The sequence below is a fragment of the Microbacterium sp. C5A9 genome, assembly GCF_022627955.1.
In the GTDB taxonomy this organism is placed as follows: Bacteria; Actinomycetota; Actinomycetes; order Actinomycetales; family Microbacteriaceae; genus Microbacterium.
The window spans coordinates 120664-139312 of record NZ_JABXGD010000001.1; the positions used below are offsets into that span (position 1 = coordinate 120664).

The 18649-nt window shown below is 70.2% G+C and carries 17 protein-coding genes and 1 tRNA gene; 9 read left to right on the plus strand and 9 right to left on the minus strand.

The genetic code is table 11. The features are described from left to right. The first annotated feature begins 8 nt into the window (after positions 1–8). Positions 9–1535, plus strand: coding sequence for a lysine--tRNA ligase (lysS, locus tag HWD99_RS00530; RefSeq protein ID WP_241794265.1), 1527 nt, complete (start codon positions 9–11; stop codon positions 1533–1535). A gap of 8 nt (positions 1536–1543) precedes the next feature. Here lysS and HWD99_RS00535 read toward each other — a convergent pair whose 3' ends face one another. Then, entirely contained in the window at positions 1544–2650 is a 1107-nt protein-coding gene (locus tag HWD99_RS00535; protein ID WP_241794266.1) for a DUF4192 family protein, read from the minus strand. Between the two features lie 128 nt (positions 2651–2778). Between HWD99_RS00535 and HWD99_RS00540 the strand changes: the two genes are divergently transcribed. From HWD99_RS00540 to HWD99_RS00550, 3 genes are all read left to right on the plus strand, one after another. Next, positions 2779–2952, plus strand: a complete 174-nt coding sequence (locus HWD99_RS00540; RefSeq protein ID WP_194762715.1) for a hypothetical protein — start codon at positions 2779–2781, stop codon at positions 2950–2952. A gap of 100 nt (positions 2953–3052) precedes the next feature. Continuing rightward, on the plus strand, positions 3053–4513 hold the full coding sequence (gene cls, locus HWD99_RS00545; RefSeq protein ID WP_241794267.1) for a cardiolipin synthase: 1461 nt from the start codon (positions 3053–3055) through the stop codon (positions 4511–4513). A gap of 57 nt (positions 4514–4570) precedes the next feature. Then, positions 4571–5326, plus strand: a complete 756-nt coding sequence (locus HWD99_RS00550; protein ID WP_241794269.1) for a hypothetical protein — start codon at positions 4571–4573, stop codon at positions 5324–5326. On the opposite strand, the gene HWD99_RS00555 is transcribed toward HWD99_RS00550, so the two are convergent. After that, complete coding sequence (locus HWD99_RS00555; protein WP_241794271.1) at positions 5327–6325, minus strand: diacylglycerol kinase family protein; 999 nt, start codon at positions 6323–6325, stop codon at positions 5327–5329. Positions 6326–6380: 55 nt separating this feature from the next. Between HWD99_RS00555 and serS the strand changes: the two genes are divergently transcribed. From serS to HWD99_RS00575, 4 genes are all read left to right on the plus strand, one after another. After that, on the plus strand, positions 6381–7679 hold the full coding sequence (serS, locus tag HWD99_RS00560) for a serine--tRNA ligase (RefSeq protein ID WP_241794273.1): 1299 nt from the start codon (positions 6381–6383) through the stop codon (positions 7677–7679). Then, the gene (locus tag HWD99_RS00565; RefSeq protein WP_241794275.1) at positions 7676–8497 is read left to right on the plus strand and encodes an HAD family hydrolase; all 822 of its coding nucleotides are present in this window, start codon (positions 7676–7678) and stop codon (positions 8495–8497) included. The genes serS and HWD99_RS00565 overlap by 4 nt, the downstream gene beginning before the upstream one ends. 42 nt (positions 8498–8539) lie before the next feature. Further along, a tRNA-Ser gene (locus HWD99_RS00570) sits at positions 8540–8624 on the plus strand. 52 nt (positions 8625–8676) lie between these two features. Next, a complete protein-coding gene (locus HWD99_RS00575) occupies positions 8677–9942 on the plus strand; it encodes an LCP family protein (protein ID WP_241794277.1) in 1266 nt (421 codons plus the stop codon). 64 nt (positions 9943–10006) lie between these two features. On the opposite strand, the gene HWD99_RS00580 is transcribed toward HWD99_RS00575, so the two are convergent. The 7 genes from HWD99_RS00580 to HWD99_RS00610 all read right to left on the minus strand — a co-directional run bounded on the left by HWD99_RS00580 (position 10007) and on the right by HWD99_RS00610 (position 17520). Then, a complete protein-coding gene (locus HWD99_RS00580; protein ID WP_241794278.1) occupies positions 10007–10588 on the minus strand; it encodes a TetR/AcrR family transcriptional regulator in 582 nt (193 codons plus the stop codon). A gap of 53 nt (positions 10589–10641) precedes the next feature. Then, positions 10642–12084 (minus strand): aldehyde dehydrogenase (NADP(+)), encoded by a 1443-nt coding sequence (locus HWD99_RS00585; RefSeq protein WP_241794279.1) that lies wholly within the window; start codon positions 12082–12084, stop codon positions 10642–10644. Next, entirely contained in the window at positions 12081–13259 is a 1179-nt protein-coding gene (locus tag HWD99_RS00590) for a mandelate racemase/muconate lactonizing enzyme family protein (protein WP_241794280.1), read from the minus strand. The genes HWD99_RS00585 and HWD99_RS00590 overlap by 4 nt, the downstream gene beginning before the upstream one ends. Continuing rightward, on the minus strand, positions 13256–14155 hold the full coding sequence (locus HWD99_RS00595; RefSeq protein WP_241794281.1) for a 5-dehydro-4-deoxyglucarate dehydratase: 900 nt from the start codon (positions 14153–14155) through the stop codon (positions 13256–13258). Before HWD99_RS00595 ends, HWD99_RS00590 begins: the two co-directional genes overlap by 4 nt. Positions 14156–14165: 10 nt before the next feature. Further along, on the minus strand, positions 14166–15089 hold the full coding sequence (locus HWD99_RS00600; protein ID WP_241794282.1) for an NAD(P)-dependent oxidoreductase: 924 nt from the start codon (positions 15087–15089) through the stop codon (positions 14166–14168). Continuing rightward, complete coding sequence (locus HWD99_RS00605; protein WP_241794283.1) at positions 15086–16417, minus strand: Gfo/Idh/MocA family protein; 1332 nt, start codon at positions 16415–16417, stop codon at positions 15086–15088. The genes HWD99_RS00600 and HWD99_RS00605 overlap by 4 nt, the downstream gene beginning before the upstream one ends. 98 nt (positions 16418–16515) lie before the next feature. Beyond that, entirely contained in the window at positions 16516–17520 is a 1005-nt protein-coding gene (locus HWD99_RS00610) for a LacI family DNA-binding transcriptional regulator (protein WP_241794284.1), read from the minus strand. Between the two features lie 74 nt (positions 17521–17594). Between HWD99_RS00610 and HWD99_RS00615 the strand changes: the two genes are divergently transcribed. Continuing rightward, positions 17595–18638 (plus strand): Xaa-Pro peptidase family protein, encoded by a 1044-nt coding sequence (locus tag HWD99_RS00615; protein WP_241794285.1) that lies wholly within the window; start codon positions 17595–17597, stop codon positions 18636–18638. Positions 18639–18649: the final 11 nt, after the last annotated feature.

Consider the following 18649-nt stretch of genomic DNA (forward strand, 5'->3'; position numbering starts at 1 on the left):
AGCCCCGAATGACTGACGCGTCTGCCGCGCCCGAGCCGACCACCGCCGCCCCCGAAGAGGACGTCCACGAGCAGAAGGCCGTGCGTCTCGCGAAGCGCGAGCGACTGATCGCGAAGCGGGCGGATGCCGCCGGCGGGGCTTTCCCCGTGGGAGTGCCGGTGACGCACACGATTCCGGCGCTGCGCGCGGAGTACGACGACCTCGAAGCCGGTGCCGAGACCGGTGTGATCGTGGGCGTCGCCGGACGTGTGGTGTTCAGCCGCAACACCGGCAAGCTCTGCTTCGCCACGCTGCAGGCGGGCGATGGATCGCGGATCCAGGCGATGATCTCGCTCGCGAACGTCGGTGAGGAGTCGCTCGCCGACTGGAAGGAATACGTCGACCTGGGCGACCACGTCTTCGTGCACGGCGAGGTGATCTCCAGCCGTCGTGGTGAGCTCTCGATCATGGCCGACGGGTGGGAGATCGCGTCGAAGGCGATCCTTCCGCTCCCGAACGCCTACTCGGAGCTCAGCGAAGAAGGGCGCGTGCGCAGCCGCTACCTCGACCTGATCGTCCGCGAGCAGGCGCGCACGACCGTGCGCGCACGGGCCGCGGTCAACGCCAGCCTGCGCGCGACGTTCGGCAGCCACGACTACCTCGAGGTCGAGACGCCGATGCTGCAGGTGCAGCACGGCGGCGCTTCGGCTCGCCCGTTCATCACCCACTCGAATGCGTTCGACACCGAGCTCTATCTGCGCATCGCGCCGGAGCTGTATCTGAAGCGCGCCGTCGTCGGCGGCATCGAGCGGGTGTACGAGATCAACCGCAACTTCCGCAACGAGGGCGCCGACTCGACGCACAGCCCCGAGTTCGCGATGCTCGAGGCCTACCAGGCATACGGCGACTACAACCAGATGGCCGCTCTCACGCAGGAGCTCGTGCAGCAGGCGGCGATCGCGGTCGCCGGCTCGACGACCGTGACGTGGGCCGACGGCACCGAGTACGACCTCGGCGGCGAGTGGGACCGCATCTCGATGTACGAGTCGCTGTCGGCGGCGTCGGGCCGCACCGTCACCCCTCAGGATTCGGTCGAGGACCTCATCGCCTTCGCCGAGGCGAACGACGTCGATCTGCCGCCTCAGGCCACGCACGGCAAGCTCGTCGAGGAGCTGTGGGAGCACTTCGTGAAGGGCGATCTCGTGCGCCCGACGTTCGTGATGGACTTCCCCGTCGACACCTCGCCCCTCGTGCGGGAGCACCGCTCCATCGACGGCGTCGTGGAGAAGTGGGACCTGTACATCCGCGGCTTCGAACTCGCGACCGGATACTCCGAGCTCGTCGATCCCGTCATCCAGCGGGAGCGGTTCGTCGAGCAGGCGAAGCTCGCCGCCCGCGGTGACGTCGAGGCGATGCCCGTCGACGAGGAGTTCCTCCGCGCGCTCGAACACGGCATGCCGCCGTCCGGGGGCATGGGAATGGGAATCGACCGTCTGCTCATGGCGATCACCGGGCTCGGCATCCGCGAGACCATCCTGTTCCCCCTCGTGAAGTAAGACGCCGGTCACGCGCCTCGCCGGAACGCCCACTCGGGCAGCACGGCGGCGCCGATCATGGTGTCGAGCAGTGAGGCGAGCCCGTACTCGGGCTCGATCGCGCGTGCGAGATCGAGGTAGTGGCCGGCATGGCTCGCGCGACCGAGCGCCCAGGAGATCCATGCGGCGACCGTGAGCGGCGCCGGGCGCGAGAGGCGGGGCGCTCTGGTCGCCGACGCGCGCACCGTGTCGAGAGCGCGGCGCAGGCGTGCGGGATCGGGTGCGGGGCCCCTGCCGAGGAACACGTCTCCGAGGTCATCGGGCACCGCGGTGTGCCCGCCCGAGAAGGCGAGCTGCGCCTCGAGCGTGCGTGCGCCGCCGAGCAGGTCGGTGGCCCACTGCGTGAGCGCGACATCGCGGAAGATCGGGCGATTCAGGCACCACAGCAGTGCCGCGTGCGCGAACGGCGGAAGATCGTCCGGGCTCGCGAGCACCGACTCGAAGAAGGCGGGCAGGTCTTCGAGCAGCGCCAGTGCCGCGATCGCCTGCGGATTCTCCCGGCCGGTGACCCCGCCGATCCGCTCGTGGGCGAGCAGCTCGTCGAGGTCGCGCAGTGCGCGGGCCACGCGCTCCTTCTCCGCCAGGTCCGCATGCGGCAGGTCGGTGCCCGCGAGCTGGTCTCCGGAGACGTCCCCGAGGCCCGCGACCTGAGGAGCCGCCTCGTCGAGTTCGCGGAGCCCCGGCTCGTCGTCGAGATAGCTCGCCCATCCCGACGGCGTCACGCAGAGCGCGTCGACGATGCGCAGTCCGCTGTCGGCTGCGCGGCCGAGCACCTCGTCGATCTCGACCGTGTACGGCAGGACGAGTCCGTCGCGTGTGGAGTACGCCTCGACATCGGTGTAGACGACGACGGCGACGGCATCCGTCTTCTCCACCCGTGCGACCAGGCCGACAGCGGCGTCCGCGTACTCCTCGAGAGACACGTCGTCGTCCGGCAGATCGATGCGCATCGCGCCGTATGTGCGGGAGCCGCGGAAGGGGAGCAGCACGAGACTCCGGCGCGGCGTGAAGCCGGCGAGGGAGGGCACGATGCTGAGGAATTCGGAGGAGCCGGAGGCTCGGAGCACTGTTGTCATCCGGCGAGTGTCGTCGAGCGCTCGACGACGTGGGCGGGGTCCACAGCCCGCGGCGGCGACCGCGCGGGAGGCTTCGGATGTGCAGGAGCAGTGGCCGTGCGTCGCCGAGGGTCGCGTACCATGGAGGCATGGAGAACTTCTGGGTCGCAGCGGCATGGTCGATCCTTCCGACCATCGGTGTGAGCGTCGTGTTCTTCTTCGTGATCCGAGGGATCCTGCGCTTCGATCGCACCGAACGCAAGGTGCACGCGCGCATCGAGGCCGAAGAGCGCGCCGCCCGGGGTCTCCCGCCGCGCTCCTGAGCTCTGTCTGTCGCATCCGCTACTGTGTAGCCAACGCACCGCCACCGGTGCCCACTGAGGCGCATCCCGTCGAAGTGCCGACCCGTCGGGAGGACGAGGTATGACACCCGACACCTGGGCAGCGTGGATCGCGGCGTTCATCCTCGTCCTCGATCTGACGATCCGCATCACCGCGATCATCGTCATCCCGCGGAACCGGCGCCCCACGGCTGCCATGGCGTGGCTGCTCGCCGTCTTCTTCATCCCGTTCGTCGGCGTCTTCCTCTTCCTGCTGATCGGCAATCCGCGTCTGCCGCGAGCCCGACGGCGCAAACAGGATCAGATCAACGAGTACATCGCCGAGACGAGCGAGCACCTGCACTTCGGCACGCTGCGACCGAACGCCCCGAGCTGGTTCCCGCCACTGGTCGAGATGAACCATCGCCTCGGGGCTCTTCCGCTCTCGGGCGACAACGGCGCCCACCTGATCGCGCGCTACCAGGACTCTCTCGACGCGATGGCCGACGAGATCCGCAAGGCCGAGGACTACGTCCACATCGAGTTCTACATCCTGCAGTCCGACGCGTCGACCGACAACTTCTTCCGCGCGATGGAGGAGGTCGCCGCCCGCGGCGTGCACGTCCGCGTGCTGCTCGACCACTGGGCGAACAGGTGGAAGCCCAAGTACCGGCAGACGATCAGACGGCTGAATGCCATGGGTGCGCACTGGCACCTCATGCTGCCCGTGCAGCCGCTCCGGGGGCGCATGCAGCGGCCCGATCTGCGCAACCACCGCAAGCTCCTCGTCGTCGACGGCAAGGTCGCCTTCCTCGGTTCGCAGAACGTCACGGACTCGACGTACAACCTGCCGAAGAACATCAAGCGCGGACTCCACTGGGTCGACCTCATGGTGCGCATCGACGGTCCGGTGGTGCTGAGCGTCAACGCGATCTTCCTCAGCGACTGGTACAGCGAGACCGATGAGGTGCTGCAGGAGATCGACATCTCGCACGCCGAGGCCGGCTCCGGTGACCTGGACTGCCAGGTGGTCCCTTCGGGCCCGGGGTTCGAGGTCGAGAACAACCTCCGTCTCTTCCTCGGGCTGCTGTATGCGGCCAAGGAGAGGATCATGATCGTCAGCCCGTACTTCGTCCCCGACGAGGCGCTGCTGCTGGCGGTGACCGCGGCGGTGGACCGCGGCGTCGAGGTCGAGCTGTTCGTCTCCGAAGAGGGCGACCAGGCGATGGTCTATCACGCCCAGCGCAGCTACTACGAGGTGCTGCTCAAGGCGGGCGTGCGCATCTGGATGTACCGCAAGCCCTACATCCTGCACACCAAGAGCCTCACCATCGACGACCAGGTCGCGGTGATCGGCTCGAGCAACATGGACATGCGCTCGTTCGGTCTCAACCTCGAGGTGTCGATGCTGGTGCGCGGCGAGGAGTTCGTCGCCGAGATGCGGGTCGTCGAAGACGAGTACCGGTCGCTCAGCCGCGAGCTCACACTCGAGGAGTGGAAGCAGCAGCCGCTGCGCTCGACCGTGCTCGACAACCTCGCTCGCCTCACCTCGGCGCTCCAGTAGCGCCGGTGCCACCGAACGGGGTGTCAGAGAGCCGAGCAGGGCGATAATCTGTGGGGCATGGCACTCCCCACACGCGCCGTGTCTCTGCCGGCGACCGCGCTGTCGGCCGCAGCTCTCTCGGCTTCCGCGCTCCTGCTGCTCGTCGGATGCACCGCGGGGCCCGGAGCCACCGCTCCCAGCTCCACGCCGTTGCCGTCGAGCTCGTCGAGCGCCGACGGAGGAGATGACCTCGACGACGTCGAGGCGACGATCCTCGACGAGGGGCGCCTGTTCGCGGTCGTCACGTGGGGGTCGTCGACCTGCATTCCTCAGGTCGACTCGGTGTCGGCCAGCGGGCAGACCGTCTCGGTGGAGCTCATCGACTCGGGTGATGCCGATGCCGTCTGCACCGCCGACATGGCGCAGCGCGCGAGCATCGGCGGCCTGCCCGAGGGGGTGGACCCCACGCAGGAGATCACGCTGCAGGTCACGTACGGCGATGTGACCGACGATGTCGACCTCGACGGGGACCCGTCGTTCACCGGATCACCCGGTTCGTCGACCGAGTACACGCCGTCGGCAGGCTGGTTCGACGACGGCGCGCTGGTGCTGCTCACCTGGGGATCGTCGAGCTGCCCGCCGATCGTGGACGGCGTCGAAGGCTCCGGTGCGACCGGAACCGTGACCTTCGCGGCCGACGACCGAGTGTGCACGATGGACATGGCACCGCGAGCGACGATCATCTCGTTCGGGGACGATCAGGTCGAGGACGACGACTTCACGCTGAACCTCGTGGGCGACGGGCTGGACGGCACCGTCCGGGTACGCGGCTGATCAGAGCGCCACGATCGGGTGCCCCGCCGGAAGGGCGAGCAGCAGCGCATCCGGATCCACCCGGCAGGTGACGCGCACGGCGAGGCCGAACTCGTCGCCGTCGAGCTCGATCGGGATCGGCCGGGGACCCGCCGCTTCGGCGGCCACCCCGCGGAAGTAGTGCACGGATGCGTCGCGGCCCCGTCTCTCGAGCACGCGACGGCCGGCGCGAGAGCGGCGCAGCACCGAGTTGTCCCACCAGATCTTGCGCCACACGCCCAGCCATCCGAGAACGCCGGTGGGCTGGATGACCGCGACGTCGAGGGTGCCGTCGGTGATCGACGCGTCGGGGATCAGCGCGATGCCGGCGGGCAGGGTGCCGCAGTTCGCGAACAGGATGCTGTGCACCTTGGTGGTGTGCAGGCGGCCGTCGTCGATCTGGAAGACCGCACGGAAGGGCTCGGCGGTCACGAGCGATCGTGCGGCGCCGTCGACGTAGGCGATCCAGCCCATGGACTTCTTGAGGTCGGGGCGGGTGTTCGCGATCATGTCGGCATCGAGACCCATGCCGGCGAGCACCACGAAGGCGTGTTCCGCATGCTCGCCGTCTTCTCGCGTGAGGCGTGCCCAGCCGATGTCGATCGGGTGGCGGAAGTCGCCCAGCGCCGCGCGGATCATCTCGTCAGGATCGGCCAGCGGCAGCCCGAGGTTTCGTGCGAGCAGGTTGCCGGTGCCGCTCGGCACGATCGCCAGCGGCACGCCGCTGCCGGCGATGGCTTCGGAGACCGCGCGCACCGTGCCGTCTCCTCCCGCGACGAGGACCACGGAGACACCGCGTGCCAGCGCCAGCGCGGTGAGTCCCTGCCCGGGGTCGTCGATCGTGGTCGGATAGAACGCCGGACGTTCCCACCCCGCATCGCTCGACAGCGATCGAACCCGCTCGCGGAGGTGCTTCTCGTCGACCTTGACGGGGTTGTAGATGAGTGCCGCCTGCCGTCGGACGGGGGCGCTCTGGGTCATGGCGCTACTCTAGCCGCGCGGCTGACGCGCCCGGCGCGCACCATAGACTTGGTGGATGATCGACCTCGCACTCCTCCGCGACAACCCGGAGATCGTCCGCCGTTCTCAGGCCGCCCGTGGCAACGACCAGGGCACCGTCGACATCGCACTCGAGGCCGACCGATCGCGCCGAGCCGCGCTGTCGGCGTTCGAGGAGCTGAGGGCCGAGCAGAACGCCTTCGGCAAGCAGGTCGCGAAGGCGCCGAAAGACGAGAAGGCCGCGCTGGTCGCGCAGGCCAAGGACCTGGCTGAGCGCGTCAAGCAGGCGCAGCAGGCCTCGAACGAGGCCGCGGCGACCGCATCCGCTGCTCTCGCGCGCATCGAGAACGTCGTCGTCGACGGCGTGCCCGCGGGTGGCGAGGCGGACTTCGTCGAGCTGCGCCGCGTCGGGGAGGTGCCGTCGTTCGACTTCGAGCCGCGCGACCACCTCGAGATCGGCGAGATCCTCGGGGCGATCGACATGGAGCGCGGCGCGAAGGTGTCGGGAGCGCGCTTCTACTTCCTCCGCGGGATCGGCGCGCGTCTCGAGATCGCCCTCATGAACCTTGCGCTCGACAAGGCGCTCCAGAACGGCTTCGTGCCGCTGATCACGCCCACGCTCGTGCGTCCCGAGATCATGCAGGGCACGGGGTTCCTCGGCGAGCACGCCGATGAGGTCTATCACCTCGACAAGGACGACGACCTCTACCTGGTCGGCACCAGCGAGGTCGCTCTCGCGGGCTATCACAAGGACGAGATCCTCGACCTCGGCGCGGGCGCCCTGCGCTACGCCGGCTGGTCGACCTGCTACCGCCGCGAAGCCGGATCGCATGGCAAGGACACCCGCGGCATCATCCGGGTGCACCAGTTCAACAAGCTCGAGATGTTCGTCTACACGACGCCGGAGGATGCCGAGGCCGAGCACCTGCGCCTCGTCGTCCTGCAGGAGGAGATGCTGACGTCTCTCGGCCTCGCCTACCGCGTGATCGACGTCGCCGCGGGAGACCTCGGTTCCAGCGCCGCGCGCAAGTACGACATCGAGGCGTGGGTGCCCACACAGGGCGCGTTCCGCGAGCTGACGTCGACCTCGAACTGCACGACTTACCAGGCGCGCCGCCTCGACATCCGCCACCGGCCCGCTGCCGTCGGCTCGGGGGCGCAGGAGGGCCAGGTCGCGAAGACCCAGCCCGTCGCGACGCTCAACGGCACGCTCGCGACCACCCGCTGGATCGTCGCGCTGCTCGAGACGCACCAGCAGGCCGACGGATCGGTCAGGGTGCCCGAGGTGCTCCGACCGTACCTGGGTGGTCTCGAGGTCCTGGAGCCGACCGCGTGACGGCTCGCTGGCTCGTCGGCCTCGACGTCGACGGCACCATCCTGCTGCAGGACGAGACGATGAGCCCCGGAGTGCCCGAGGCCGTCACCCGGCTGCGCGACGCCGGTCACGAGGTGACGATCGCCACCGGACGCAGCTGGATGGCGACCCGGCGCTACGTGGAGCAGCTGGGCCTGACGCCGCGGTTCGTGGTGTGCTCGAACGGCGCGGTCACCATGCGCCGCGTCGGCGACGAGTGGGAGCGGTGGCACGTCGAGACGTTCGACCCCTCGCCCGTGCTCGCGCTCCTGCGCGATCGGCTGCCCGACGCCCGGTACATGGTCGAGCTCGGCTCCGGCCTGCGCCTGTACACCGAGCACCTCGATGACTGGACACTCGACGGCGGCCGTCAGGTCGATTTCGACGAGCTCGCGGCCGAGCCCGTCTCCCGTGTCGTCGTGGTGTCGCCGGGGCACGATGAGGACGACTTCCACCGACTCGTGGCGGACGCGGGCCTCAACGAGGTGTCGTACGCGATCGGCTGGACCGCCTGGCTCGACATCGCCCCGCAGGGCGTCGACAAAGGCACGGCCCTCGAGCGCGTGCGCACCGAGCTCGGGTTCGATCGGGGACATGTGCTCGTGGCCGGCGACGGTCGCAACGACATCGGGATGTTCGGGTGGGCGCTCGGTCTCGACGGTCGCGCGGTGGCGATGGGTCAGGCGCCCGACGAGGTCAAGGCCGCAGCCGGTGAGGTGACCGAGGACGTGAACGCGGGAGGCCTCGCGATCGCCCTCGACACGCTTCCAGCAGCCGCCCAGGTCAGCGCGGGAGAATAGAACTCGGCTAGACTCACGGCTTGTCGGCGGATTCGTCTGTCGGGAGGGTTGTCCGAGCGGCCGATGGAGCTGGTCTTGAAAACCAGTGGGCAGAGATGTCTCGTGGGTTCGAATCCCACACCCTCCGCTTTCTTGAGCACGGTGTCCCCACACCGGAACGCCGAACCGAAAGGCCCCGAGTGAGTCAGAACACCCGCCGCCGCACCGTCGCCCGTCATGGACAGCAGAAGACCCCCGGCGCGGTCAGCCAGCTTCTGAAGTTCATCGCCATCGGTCTCGCCGTGGTCCTCGTCAGCGGCTTCGGTGTCGCGGCCTACATCGTGTACGACCTCTCGAGCACGGTCTCGGCGAACGCGGTCGACCTCGACGGCCAGGAAGACCTTCCGCCGGACATCAGCGCCTACGAGGGCGGGTTCAATCTGCTCCTCACCGGTGTCGACGTCTGTGAAGAGGCCTACGCGCAGTACTTCGGCGACCGCTGCAGCGGCGGCGACTCGGGCGGCACTCTCAATGACGTGAACCTGCTCATGCACGTCTCCGAAGAGCCGCGCCGCATCACGGTCGTGAGCTTCCCCCGCGACATGATGATCCCGATCCCCGAGTGCGAGGACGAGCAGGGCAACGTCCACTCCGCCATGAGCAAGCAGCAGCTGAACGTCGCGTACACCGACGGCGGCCTGAACTGCGTCGCGAAGACCATCACCGATCTCACCGATCAGGAAGTGCAGTTCGCGGCATCCGTCACCTTCGGCGGCGTGATCGAGATCACCAACGCGATCGGCGGCGTCGAGGTGTGCCTCGCCTCTCCGATCAAGGACCGTCACACCAGCCTCGACCTCGCGGCGGGCAACCACGTCATCGAGGGGCTCACGGCACTGCAGTTCCTGCGGACCCGCCACGGCGTCGGCGACGGCAGCGACCTCGGCCGCATCGGCAACCAGCAGCAGTACATGTCGAGCCTGGCCCGCAAGCTCATCAGCAGCGACACCCTGGGCAACGTGCCGATGATGCTCAAGCTCGCCACCACCGGCCTCGACAACGTCAAGGCCAGCACGTCTCTCGCCGATCCGATGAAGATCGTGCAGATCGCACTCGCCGTGAAGTCCGTGCCGTTCGAGGACATCGTCTTCCTGCAGTACCCGACCTTCACCGATCCGGACGACCCCAACCGCGTGGTGCCGGACAAGGCGTCCGCCCAGACGATGTGGGACGCGATCAACGCGAACGCACAGCTGCAGGTCACGCACGAGAACACCGCGAACGACGGTGTCATCCTGCAGGACCCGAACACCGGTGCTCCGGTGGAGACGCCGACCGAGGGCACGCCCACGGAAGAGGTACCCGACCCGACGGCGACCACTCCCGGCGTCGTCGCCCTGCCGGACTCGATCAAGGGCAACTCGGCCGCACAGCAGACCTGCTCGAACGGCCAGGTCGACGGCTGACCCACGCCGAGCTCACGAGAGGACCCCTTCCGCTGCCGGGAGAGGTCCTCTCGTCTTCCGGGCGTCAGGCGCGCGGGGCGGGGGGATAGAGCACGTCGAGCAGGGCCTCGACGATGCCCGGCATGTCGACGCTCGGGTCGATCATCCACTGCAGCTGCAGGCCGTCGGCCACGGCCTGCACGACCCGGGCCGTGGTCTCGGGGTCGAGCACCGCGCGGCGCTCGGCGTCGGCGTCATGGCTCTGCGTGATCGTCTCGCGCAGCCTCTCGCTGCGGTCGAGGAAGAACCCGTGCGCAGGATGCTGCGGGTCGACGGCATCCACCGCGAGACGGGAGAACAGCTCGACCACGCCAGGGGTCCGGGTGTTGCGCCGCACCACGTCGAGGAACACGGACTTGGCCTCGCCGGGATCGAGCTGCTGCGGGTCTCGGCCCTCGTGCTCGTCGCGCTTGCGCAGCACCTCGGTGAACAGCTCCTCCTTCGACCCGAAGTAGTGCAGCAGCGCCGCCGGAGTGACGCCGACGACCTCGGCGATCTGCTTGAGGGAGGCGCTCTGATATCCCCTGGTCGCGATCACGTCGAGCGCGCTCTCCAGGATCTCCTCGCGTCTGGCGACGCCCTTCGCGTATGAACCTCGTCGTGCCATGCCTCGACACTAATCCTGAACGACGTTCGACAACGAACGGCGCCGCGACCGGCTCAGGCGGGGAGGACGAGAACGCCGTTGCGGCGATGCGGCAGGCGCGCCAGAGCGTCGTCGCGCAGAGCAGCCGGCAGCAGCGCCTGAGGAGCATCCTGGAACGCCAGGGGCCGGAGGAACCGGCGGATCGCGGATGCTCCGACCGACGTGTGCAGCGAGGTCGTCGCCGGCCACGGTCCGCCGTGCTGCTGCGACCAGGTCACCGCGACGCCTGTGGGCCAGCCCGCGAACAGCACGCGCCCTGCGCGCTCCTGCAGCAGCTCGAGCGTCTCAGCGGGGTCGTCGTCGGGCTCGGCGTGCAGCGTGGCGGTGAGGCTGCCCGGAACCCGGGAGAGCGCGGCGTGCAGATCGTCGGCGGAGTCGTAGCGCACCAGCAGCGTGACGGGACCGAAGCACTCCTCCAGAAGCGTGTCCGGGCGATCCGCCACCGCACGAGCATCCGTCAGCAGGGCGACCGGGCGCACGCCGTCGACCTCGATGCCCTGCGCGACGACCTCGACGGAGGGATCGTCCTCGAGATGCGCGAGACCGGTGGGGAAGGCCTCGGTGATGCGCTCGGTGAGCAGGGGGCCGCCCGAGGCGGCAGGAACATGCGCCGCGACCAGGTCTTCGAAGCCGGCGCCCGCCGGGATGAACACCACGCCCGGCTTGGTGCAGAACTGTCCCACGCCCAGGGTGAAGGATCCGACCAGACCCTGTGCGAGAGACTCGCCCCGCGCGGCGACGGCGGCCGCGGTGAGCACCACGGGATTGATGCTGCCCAGCTCGCCGTAGAACGGGATCGGATCGGGGCGCCCCGACGCGAGGTCGAACAGCGCGCGGCCGCCCGAGACCGACCCCGTGAAGCCGGCGGCACGGATCAGCGGATGCTGCACGAGCGCGTTGCCCGCCTCGCGACCCTCGACGAGGGCGAGCGATCCGGCGGGTGCGCCCGCATCTTCGAGCGCGGCCGCCACGAGCTCCGCCGTGCGGACCGAGAGACGCGGATGCCCCGAGTGCGCCTTCACGACCACCGGGTTGCCTGCCGCGAGCGCCGAGGCCGTGTCGCCCCCGGCGACGGAGAACGCGAACGGGAAGTTCGACGCCGAGAACACGGCCACGGGTCCCAGCGCGGTGAGCAGTCGGCGCAGCTCCGGGCGAGGCGGCGTGGCAGCCGCATCGGCGTCGTCGACGGTGAGCTCGAGATACGACCCCTCCTCGACGACCGTGGCGAAGAGGCGCAGCTGGCCGCTCGTGCGTGCGACCTCGCCGGTCAGCCGCGGGACCCCGAGCCGGGTCTCCTCGTCGGCGATCGCGACGAGCTCGTCGACATGTGCGTCGAGCACTGCGGCGGCGGCGCGCAGCCAGCCCGCTCGGTCGGAGGCGGAGGAGCGACGCCAGATCGGTGCCGCCGCGGCGGCGGCCTGGACGATCGCGTCGAGGTCTGCGGGGGAGGTGGTCACGAGGGTGCCTTTCCTGCGGTGAGCGGGTCGTCGGTGTGCGGGTCGTCGGTGTGCGGGTCGCCGGTATGCGGGCGGTCGGTGCGCGTGGGGTCATCGGTGAGCAGGGGTGCGAAGCGCATGCCGAGCCCGAAGTGCTCGTTCTCGGTCAGGTATCCGCCGCTGATCGTCACGGGCGCGGGGTCGACGAGCGCGCCGAGGGCGCCGAACCCGGCATCCTCCACATCCTCGACCAGTACCTCGTGCGCCGTGTCGGGCAGAGCGAGCGCGACCTGACCCGAGAGCTCCGGGAGCAGATGAGGATGAAGCGCGGCGCCGTGCGCGGCGGCGAGCTCGGCGATGCGGAGGAACGGCGTGATGCCGCCGACCCGCACGATGTTCGGCTGCACGACCTGCGCGGCTCCCGCGCGCAGGAAGTCGCCGAACCGGTGCACGGTGTGCAGGTTCTCGCCCAGCGCGAGGGGCACGTCGATCCGCCGGGCGAGCTCGGTGTGCCCGTCGAGATCGTCGGCGCGCAGCGGCTCCTCGATCCAGGCGAGGTCGAAGCGTGCGAGTGCGTCGACCGAGGCGGTCGCGCGCTCGAGATCCCATCGCTGGTTCGCGTCGATCATGAGAGACCGATGCGGTCCGAGTAGCGCGCGTACGGCAGCGACCCGATCGACGTCCTCCGCGAGGTCGGGTCTGCCGACCTTGATCTTGACGGCGTCGAACCCGGCCTCGATCCAGCGCTGCACCTGCGCGAGCAGTTCGTCGAGCGGGTAGTGCAGATTCACCCCCGACCCGTAGCCGCGCACGCGTTCGCGGCGGCGCCCGAGCAGGTGCGACACCGAGGTTCCGGCCGAGCGGGCCTCGGCATCCCACAGGGCCAGGTCGAGTCCGGCGAGAGCGATCGTGGTGAGGCCCCCGCCGCCCGCCTCGTGCAGGTGCTCCCACAGGCCCTGCCAGGCTTCGCCGGGAACGGCGGAGCGCCCGACGGATGCCGGGGCGATGTCGTGCTCGAGCAGGGCCTGCACCGCAGGCGCGCCGATCTGCGGGCTCCACGAGAACCCCCATCCCTCGCTGCCGTCGGAGCGCACGACGTGCGTGGCGACGACTCCGACCGAGGTCACGTCGGCCGCCCACGGCCGCGTCAGCGGCACGCGCTGCAGACGCGTCGTCAGGCTCCCGATCGTGGTCACAGCAGTGCGCGTCCCGCCGCGAGGATCTCGGCGAGCCGTGCTTCCTGCGCCGGCGTCGGGTCGACGAGCGGCGCGCGCACCGATCCGACGGCGAGGCCGGAGAGGCGGAGTCCCGCCTTGATCAGCGAGACGCCGAAACCGGGAGTCTCGTCGCGCAGCTCGACGAGCGGGCGGTAGAAGCCGTCGAGCAGGGCGAGGCGGCGCTCCTCGTCGCCCGCGGCATAGGCGCGGTAGTAGGCGTTCGCGATGTCCGGCGCCATGGCGAAGGCGGCGGAGGAGTACAGGGGCACGCCGATGCCGCGGTAGGCGCCCTGGGTGAGCTCGGCGGTGAGCAGCCCGTTGAAGAACGCGAAGTCCTCGCGGCCCTCTTCGGCGACGGCGCGCACGATCAGCTGCGTCGTGCCGATCTCTCCCGTGCCGTCCTTGAAGCCGACGATCTTCGGGTTCGCGGCGAGACGTCGCACGGTGTCGACCGAGTACTGCGCGCTTCCGCGGTGGTAGATGATCACCGGCAGGTCGGCGGCGTCCGCGATCTGCTCGACGTAGGCCGCGAGTCCGGCCTGGGTGCCGCCGACGAGGTACGGCGGCAGCACGAGCAGCCCGTCGGCACCGGCATCCGCTGCCGCCCTGGCGACCTCGATCGCGTGGCCGAGCGGGCCGCCGGTTCCGGCGATCACGGGGACGCGACCGGCCACGGCGGCGACCGCGGTACGCGTGACGGCTGCGGCCTCGGTCGCCGAGAGCGCGTGGAACTCGCCGGTTCCGCAGGCAGGGAACACGCCGCCGGCGCCGGCCTCGACGCCCGTGGCGACATGGGCCGCGAGCAGGTCGTGGTCGATCGTGCCGTCGGCGGCGAACGGGGTCACGGGGAAGAACAGGATTCCGGAGAAGTCCATGGCGGTCCTTTCAGGAGACAGGAGCGGCGGAGTCGGTCGTGGCGCTGACGAGCTCGTCGCGCCAGGTGCGGGTGGGGCGCCAGCCGAGCAGACGGGTCGCCTTGGCGGAGGAGAAGGCGGGGGCGGTGCCGGTGAGCGCCGCCGCCGCACGCTCGGTGCCCGGGTGGAACTGCGGCAGCAGCTCGCTCAGGGGACGACGGGCGAGGGAATCCTCCGCGCCGACGAAGAACACCTCGCCGTTCGGGATGTCGTCGAGGGCGGCGAGCAGGGTGTCGGCGAAGCTCGCGACGTCGCGGGCATCGACGTAGTTGAACAGCGCGGGGGCCGAGAGGGCGGGGTCGTCGAGGCGCTCCAGCACCGTGTGGCCCTGCTGGGTCAGCGCGCCCGCCCACTCCTCGGGGGCGATCACGTAGCAGGGACGGAACGACGCGAAGCGCACGTCGTCGCCGGCCTGCCGCCGCAGCATGGCGACCGTCTGCTCGATCAGCAGCTTCGACAGGGCGTACGCGTTCCAGGGTTCCGTGGCGGATTCCTCGTCGAGCGGGAGGCTGTCGGGGGTCCAGCCGCGAGGAGCGCCGTAGCCGATCACGGTCGGGCTCGACGCGGCGACGACCCGGTGGATGCCGGCACGCACCGCTCCTCCGAGCACCGACTGCGCGAGTGCCGCGTTGGTGCGGAGGATGACGTCTTCGGGTGCGCTGAACGGCACGGCGATCGCGGCGAGGTGGATGAGCGCATCCGCGCCCGTTCCCGCGAGCGTCGAGGCGGTCGCCTCCGCATCGGTCAGGTCGAGGGAGAGCTGCTGGATCCCCGGGCGTTCGAGATGCGCGCTCGGCGAGCGGTCGATCGACACGAGGTCGTGACCGGCATCCGCGAGGCCGGTCACCAGAGACCGGCCCAGTCGACCGGATCCGCCGGTGACGGCGATCCTCACCGGACCGTCTCCAGCAGGGCGATGCCGAGCTCGGCGACCTTCACGGGAAGTCCCGTCTCGAGCGAGCGGTTGCCGGCGATGCCGACCGCGATCGAGCGGATGCCGTCGGTCCAGTCCGCCGGGCGTGCGAGCGGGTCGTCGCCCGGACCCTCGAAGACGTCGGACAGGAGCAGCTCGTCGCCGCCGCCGTGCCCGCCGTCGCCGCCGTCGATCGCCACCTCGTACGCCTCTTCCCAGTGCCGCTGCACGAGGATGCGCTCGCCCTCGGGGCGCAGCGTGGTGGTGCCGTCGCTGCCCGAGAGACTCGGGTCGATGTGCGGGTGCAGCCCTTCGCCGGCGAGCACGGCACCGCGCTCGACGACCTCGAGCTCGACTCGGCCGAGCGTGCCGTTGACCGCGACGCGGTAGCCCTCCCAGGGGGAGTGCGCGTTGAGCGAGTACGACAGGGTCGCGCCCGAGGCGTAGTCGACCACGAGCGCGAGGTTGTCCTCGATGGTGATGCCCTCGCTGAACACGTCGAGGTCGCGCACGTAGCCGTCGTGCTGCTCGGCCTCGAGGTACAGGGCGGTCAGTCGCTCGTCGGTGCGGAGGTCGAGTTCGAAGAGGTCGCCGCCGTCGTGGGTGCCTCGCGCCGGTCGTTCGCCCAGGCCGCGGCTCGCCGCGTTGTCGGCGCCGTAGAAGCGCAGTCCGCCCGAGGCGAAGACGCGGGTCGGCTGCGAGCGGATCCACCAGTTGACGAGATCGAAGTGGTGACTCGACTTGTGCACGAGCAATCCGCCGGAGTTCTTCTTGTCGCGGTGCCAGCGGCGGAAGTAGTCGGCGCCGTGATTCGTGTCGAGCATCCACTGGAAGTCCACCGAGGTGACCTGCCCGATCGTGCCGTCCTGGATGATCTGCCGCAGTGCGCTGTTGCGCGGGGAGTAGCGGTAGTTGAACGTGAGCACGACCTGGCGGCCGGTGCGTTCGACCGCCTCTTCGATGCGGGCGGCGCTCGCCGCATCGATCGTGAGCGGCTTCTCGACGACGACGTCGGCGCCCGCCTCGAGCGAGCGGACGATCAGCTCGGCGTGCAGGTCGTCGCGGGAGCAGATGATCACCCGGTCGACGCGCTCGTCGCGGATCACCTGCTCGAGTTCGTCGGGGGTCGCGAGCCGGGGAGCGGCGACGCCCGCCTCGGCGGCGCGTGCGGCGTGGAAGGCGGCGCGCACCGGGTTCGGCTCGACGATGGCGACCAGCTCGGCACGATCACGGTGCGCTCCGGCGATCGCCTCGACGTACATCTGCGCGCGGACTCCGGCACCGGCCAGGGCATAACGGGTCTTCGTCATCGTGATCCTTCTTTGATCTCGAACGTCAGGAAACGTTTTCTTGACGATAGCACAGGAGATCCGCCGCGCGACCGGAAGGCGGAGTCGGAGTGCCGGCCTCAGACGGTGCGGGGCGGGGCGGAGCTGCCGCGCACGACCAGCGTCGGCGTCAGGGTGAGCATCGGCGTGGCCTCACCGCCGGTGAGCTGCGCGTGCATGGCCGCCCAGGCGCGTTCGCCGAGCTCCACCGCGGGAACCGCGGCGGTCGAGAGGGGTGGCGAGGTGTATGCCGCGAAGGGGATGTCGTCGAAACCGGTGATCGAGATCGCCTCGGGGACGGCGACCCCGCGGGCGGTGAGCGCCGAGAGCAGGCCCATCGCGACGAGGTCGTTGTACGCGATCACGCCCGTGGCTCCGGTCGCGAGCACCTGATCGGCGACCGCGGTGCCGCTGTCGAAGTCGACTCCCGCCGCGATCTCCCGGACGTCGAGATCGGCGGTGCGGGCGACCGCTTCGGCGATCGCCCGCTGTCGTGCCCGGTGCGTCACGCTGCGGGTCGCTCCGGCGAGGTACACGAGTCGTCGGTGACCGAGTGCGGTGAGATGATCGACGATCTCCCGCATCCCCGACTCGTAGTCCGCGCCGACGACGGGCGCGCCGTCCTGCGCGCCGCGGTTGATCACGACGGCGGGGGAGAGCGCGGACAGCAGCTCGCCGAGCTCGGCCTCGGGCATGCGGGGTGCGCAGAGGATCACGCCGTCCGTGCGCAGCCGCGTGGCGCGCGCGAGGGCCTGCTCGGCATCGAGGTCCTCTCGCGAATCGGCGACCAGCACGTGGAATCCGTCGGCGGTGGCGGCCCGACTGAGTCCGCGCAGGACCGCCTGGAAAGTCGGGTTCTCGAGGTCGGGGATGACGACCGCGACCGTCTGCGTGCGGCCGAGCACGAGGCTCCGTGCCACGGGGTTGGCGGTGTATCCGAGCTGCACGGCTGCCGCCTGCACGCGCTCGGCGAGCGCCGGGTCGACGGTCGGGTTGCCGTTCATCGCCCTCGACACCGTCGACAGCGAGACTCCCGCGAGCTTCGCGACGTCGGTGATGCCCGGGCGTGACGATGCGCGTGCCATTCGCGGCTCCTCTGTTACCGCGATCGGCCGCGGCTGTGGTCATACTACGAGAAAACGTTTTGTGAGGAGAGCTCATGGTCGGATCGCCCGAGGACCGCATCGAGAAGCAGGATCGGATCGCCCGAGTGCGCCGCGGCGCCGGGGGAGGCCCGCTCGTGCTCACGTCTCACGAGGCCGTGTCGTGGTACCTCGAGGGAGTGCGGACGCACGTGTCGCTCGCAGGACCGCCCGTGCTCGCCGTGCGGGCGGAGGACGGCGGTGACGTGATCTTCGTGGCCGACAACGAGGCCGATCGACTGATCGCCGAGGAGATGCTGCCGGACGACGTCGACCGTGTGGTCCGGGTGCCGTGGTGGATCCCGCCGGCGGTCGCGGCGGCCGAGACGGCCGGTGTGCCCGAGGCGGAGATCGCCGCCGAGCTGCGGGCCGCCCGGGCGCGCATGCTCCCCGCGGAGCGGTCGCGGTACGGATCGCTCGGGCACGAGACCGCCCGGGCCCTCACCGATGTGCTCGACCTCGTGGGTCCCGAGCAGGGTGAGCGCGAGGTGGCGGCGGCCGTCGCCGGCGCGCTCGCGGTGCGCGGGATCGATCCGCTGGTCGTGCTCGTCGCGGGCGCAGAGCGCGGGGCGTTCCGGCATCCGCTCCCCACCGACGGCGTGCTCGGCGAGCGCGCCATGGTCGTCGTGTGCGGTCGGCGGGACGGGCTGATCGCGAACGCCACCCGGTGGGTCGGAGAGTCGGTCGACGACGAGCGGCTGCTCGGGGTCGAGCGTGCCTTCCTCGACGCCTCGGTGCCCGGGGCGCGGCTCGACGAGGCGTTCGCGGCGGGGACGGCGGCGTATGCGCGCTTCGGATTCGACGCCGACGAGTGGCAGAGGCATCACCAGGGCGGACCGACCGGCTATGCGGGACGCGACCCGAGAGCGACGGCATCCACGACCGATCTGCTCGTCGAGGAGCAGGCGTTCGCGTGGAATCCGACCGCCCAGGGGGTGAAGGTCGAGGACACGATGGTCCGCACCGAGAGCGGCTGGGAGGTGCTCACGGTCGACGAGCGATGGCCCTCGGTCGACTACGAGGGGCTGCGCCGACCGGCCACGAAGCCGTACGGCTCCTGATCGGCGCCCCT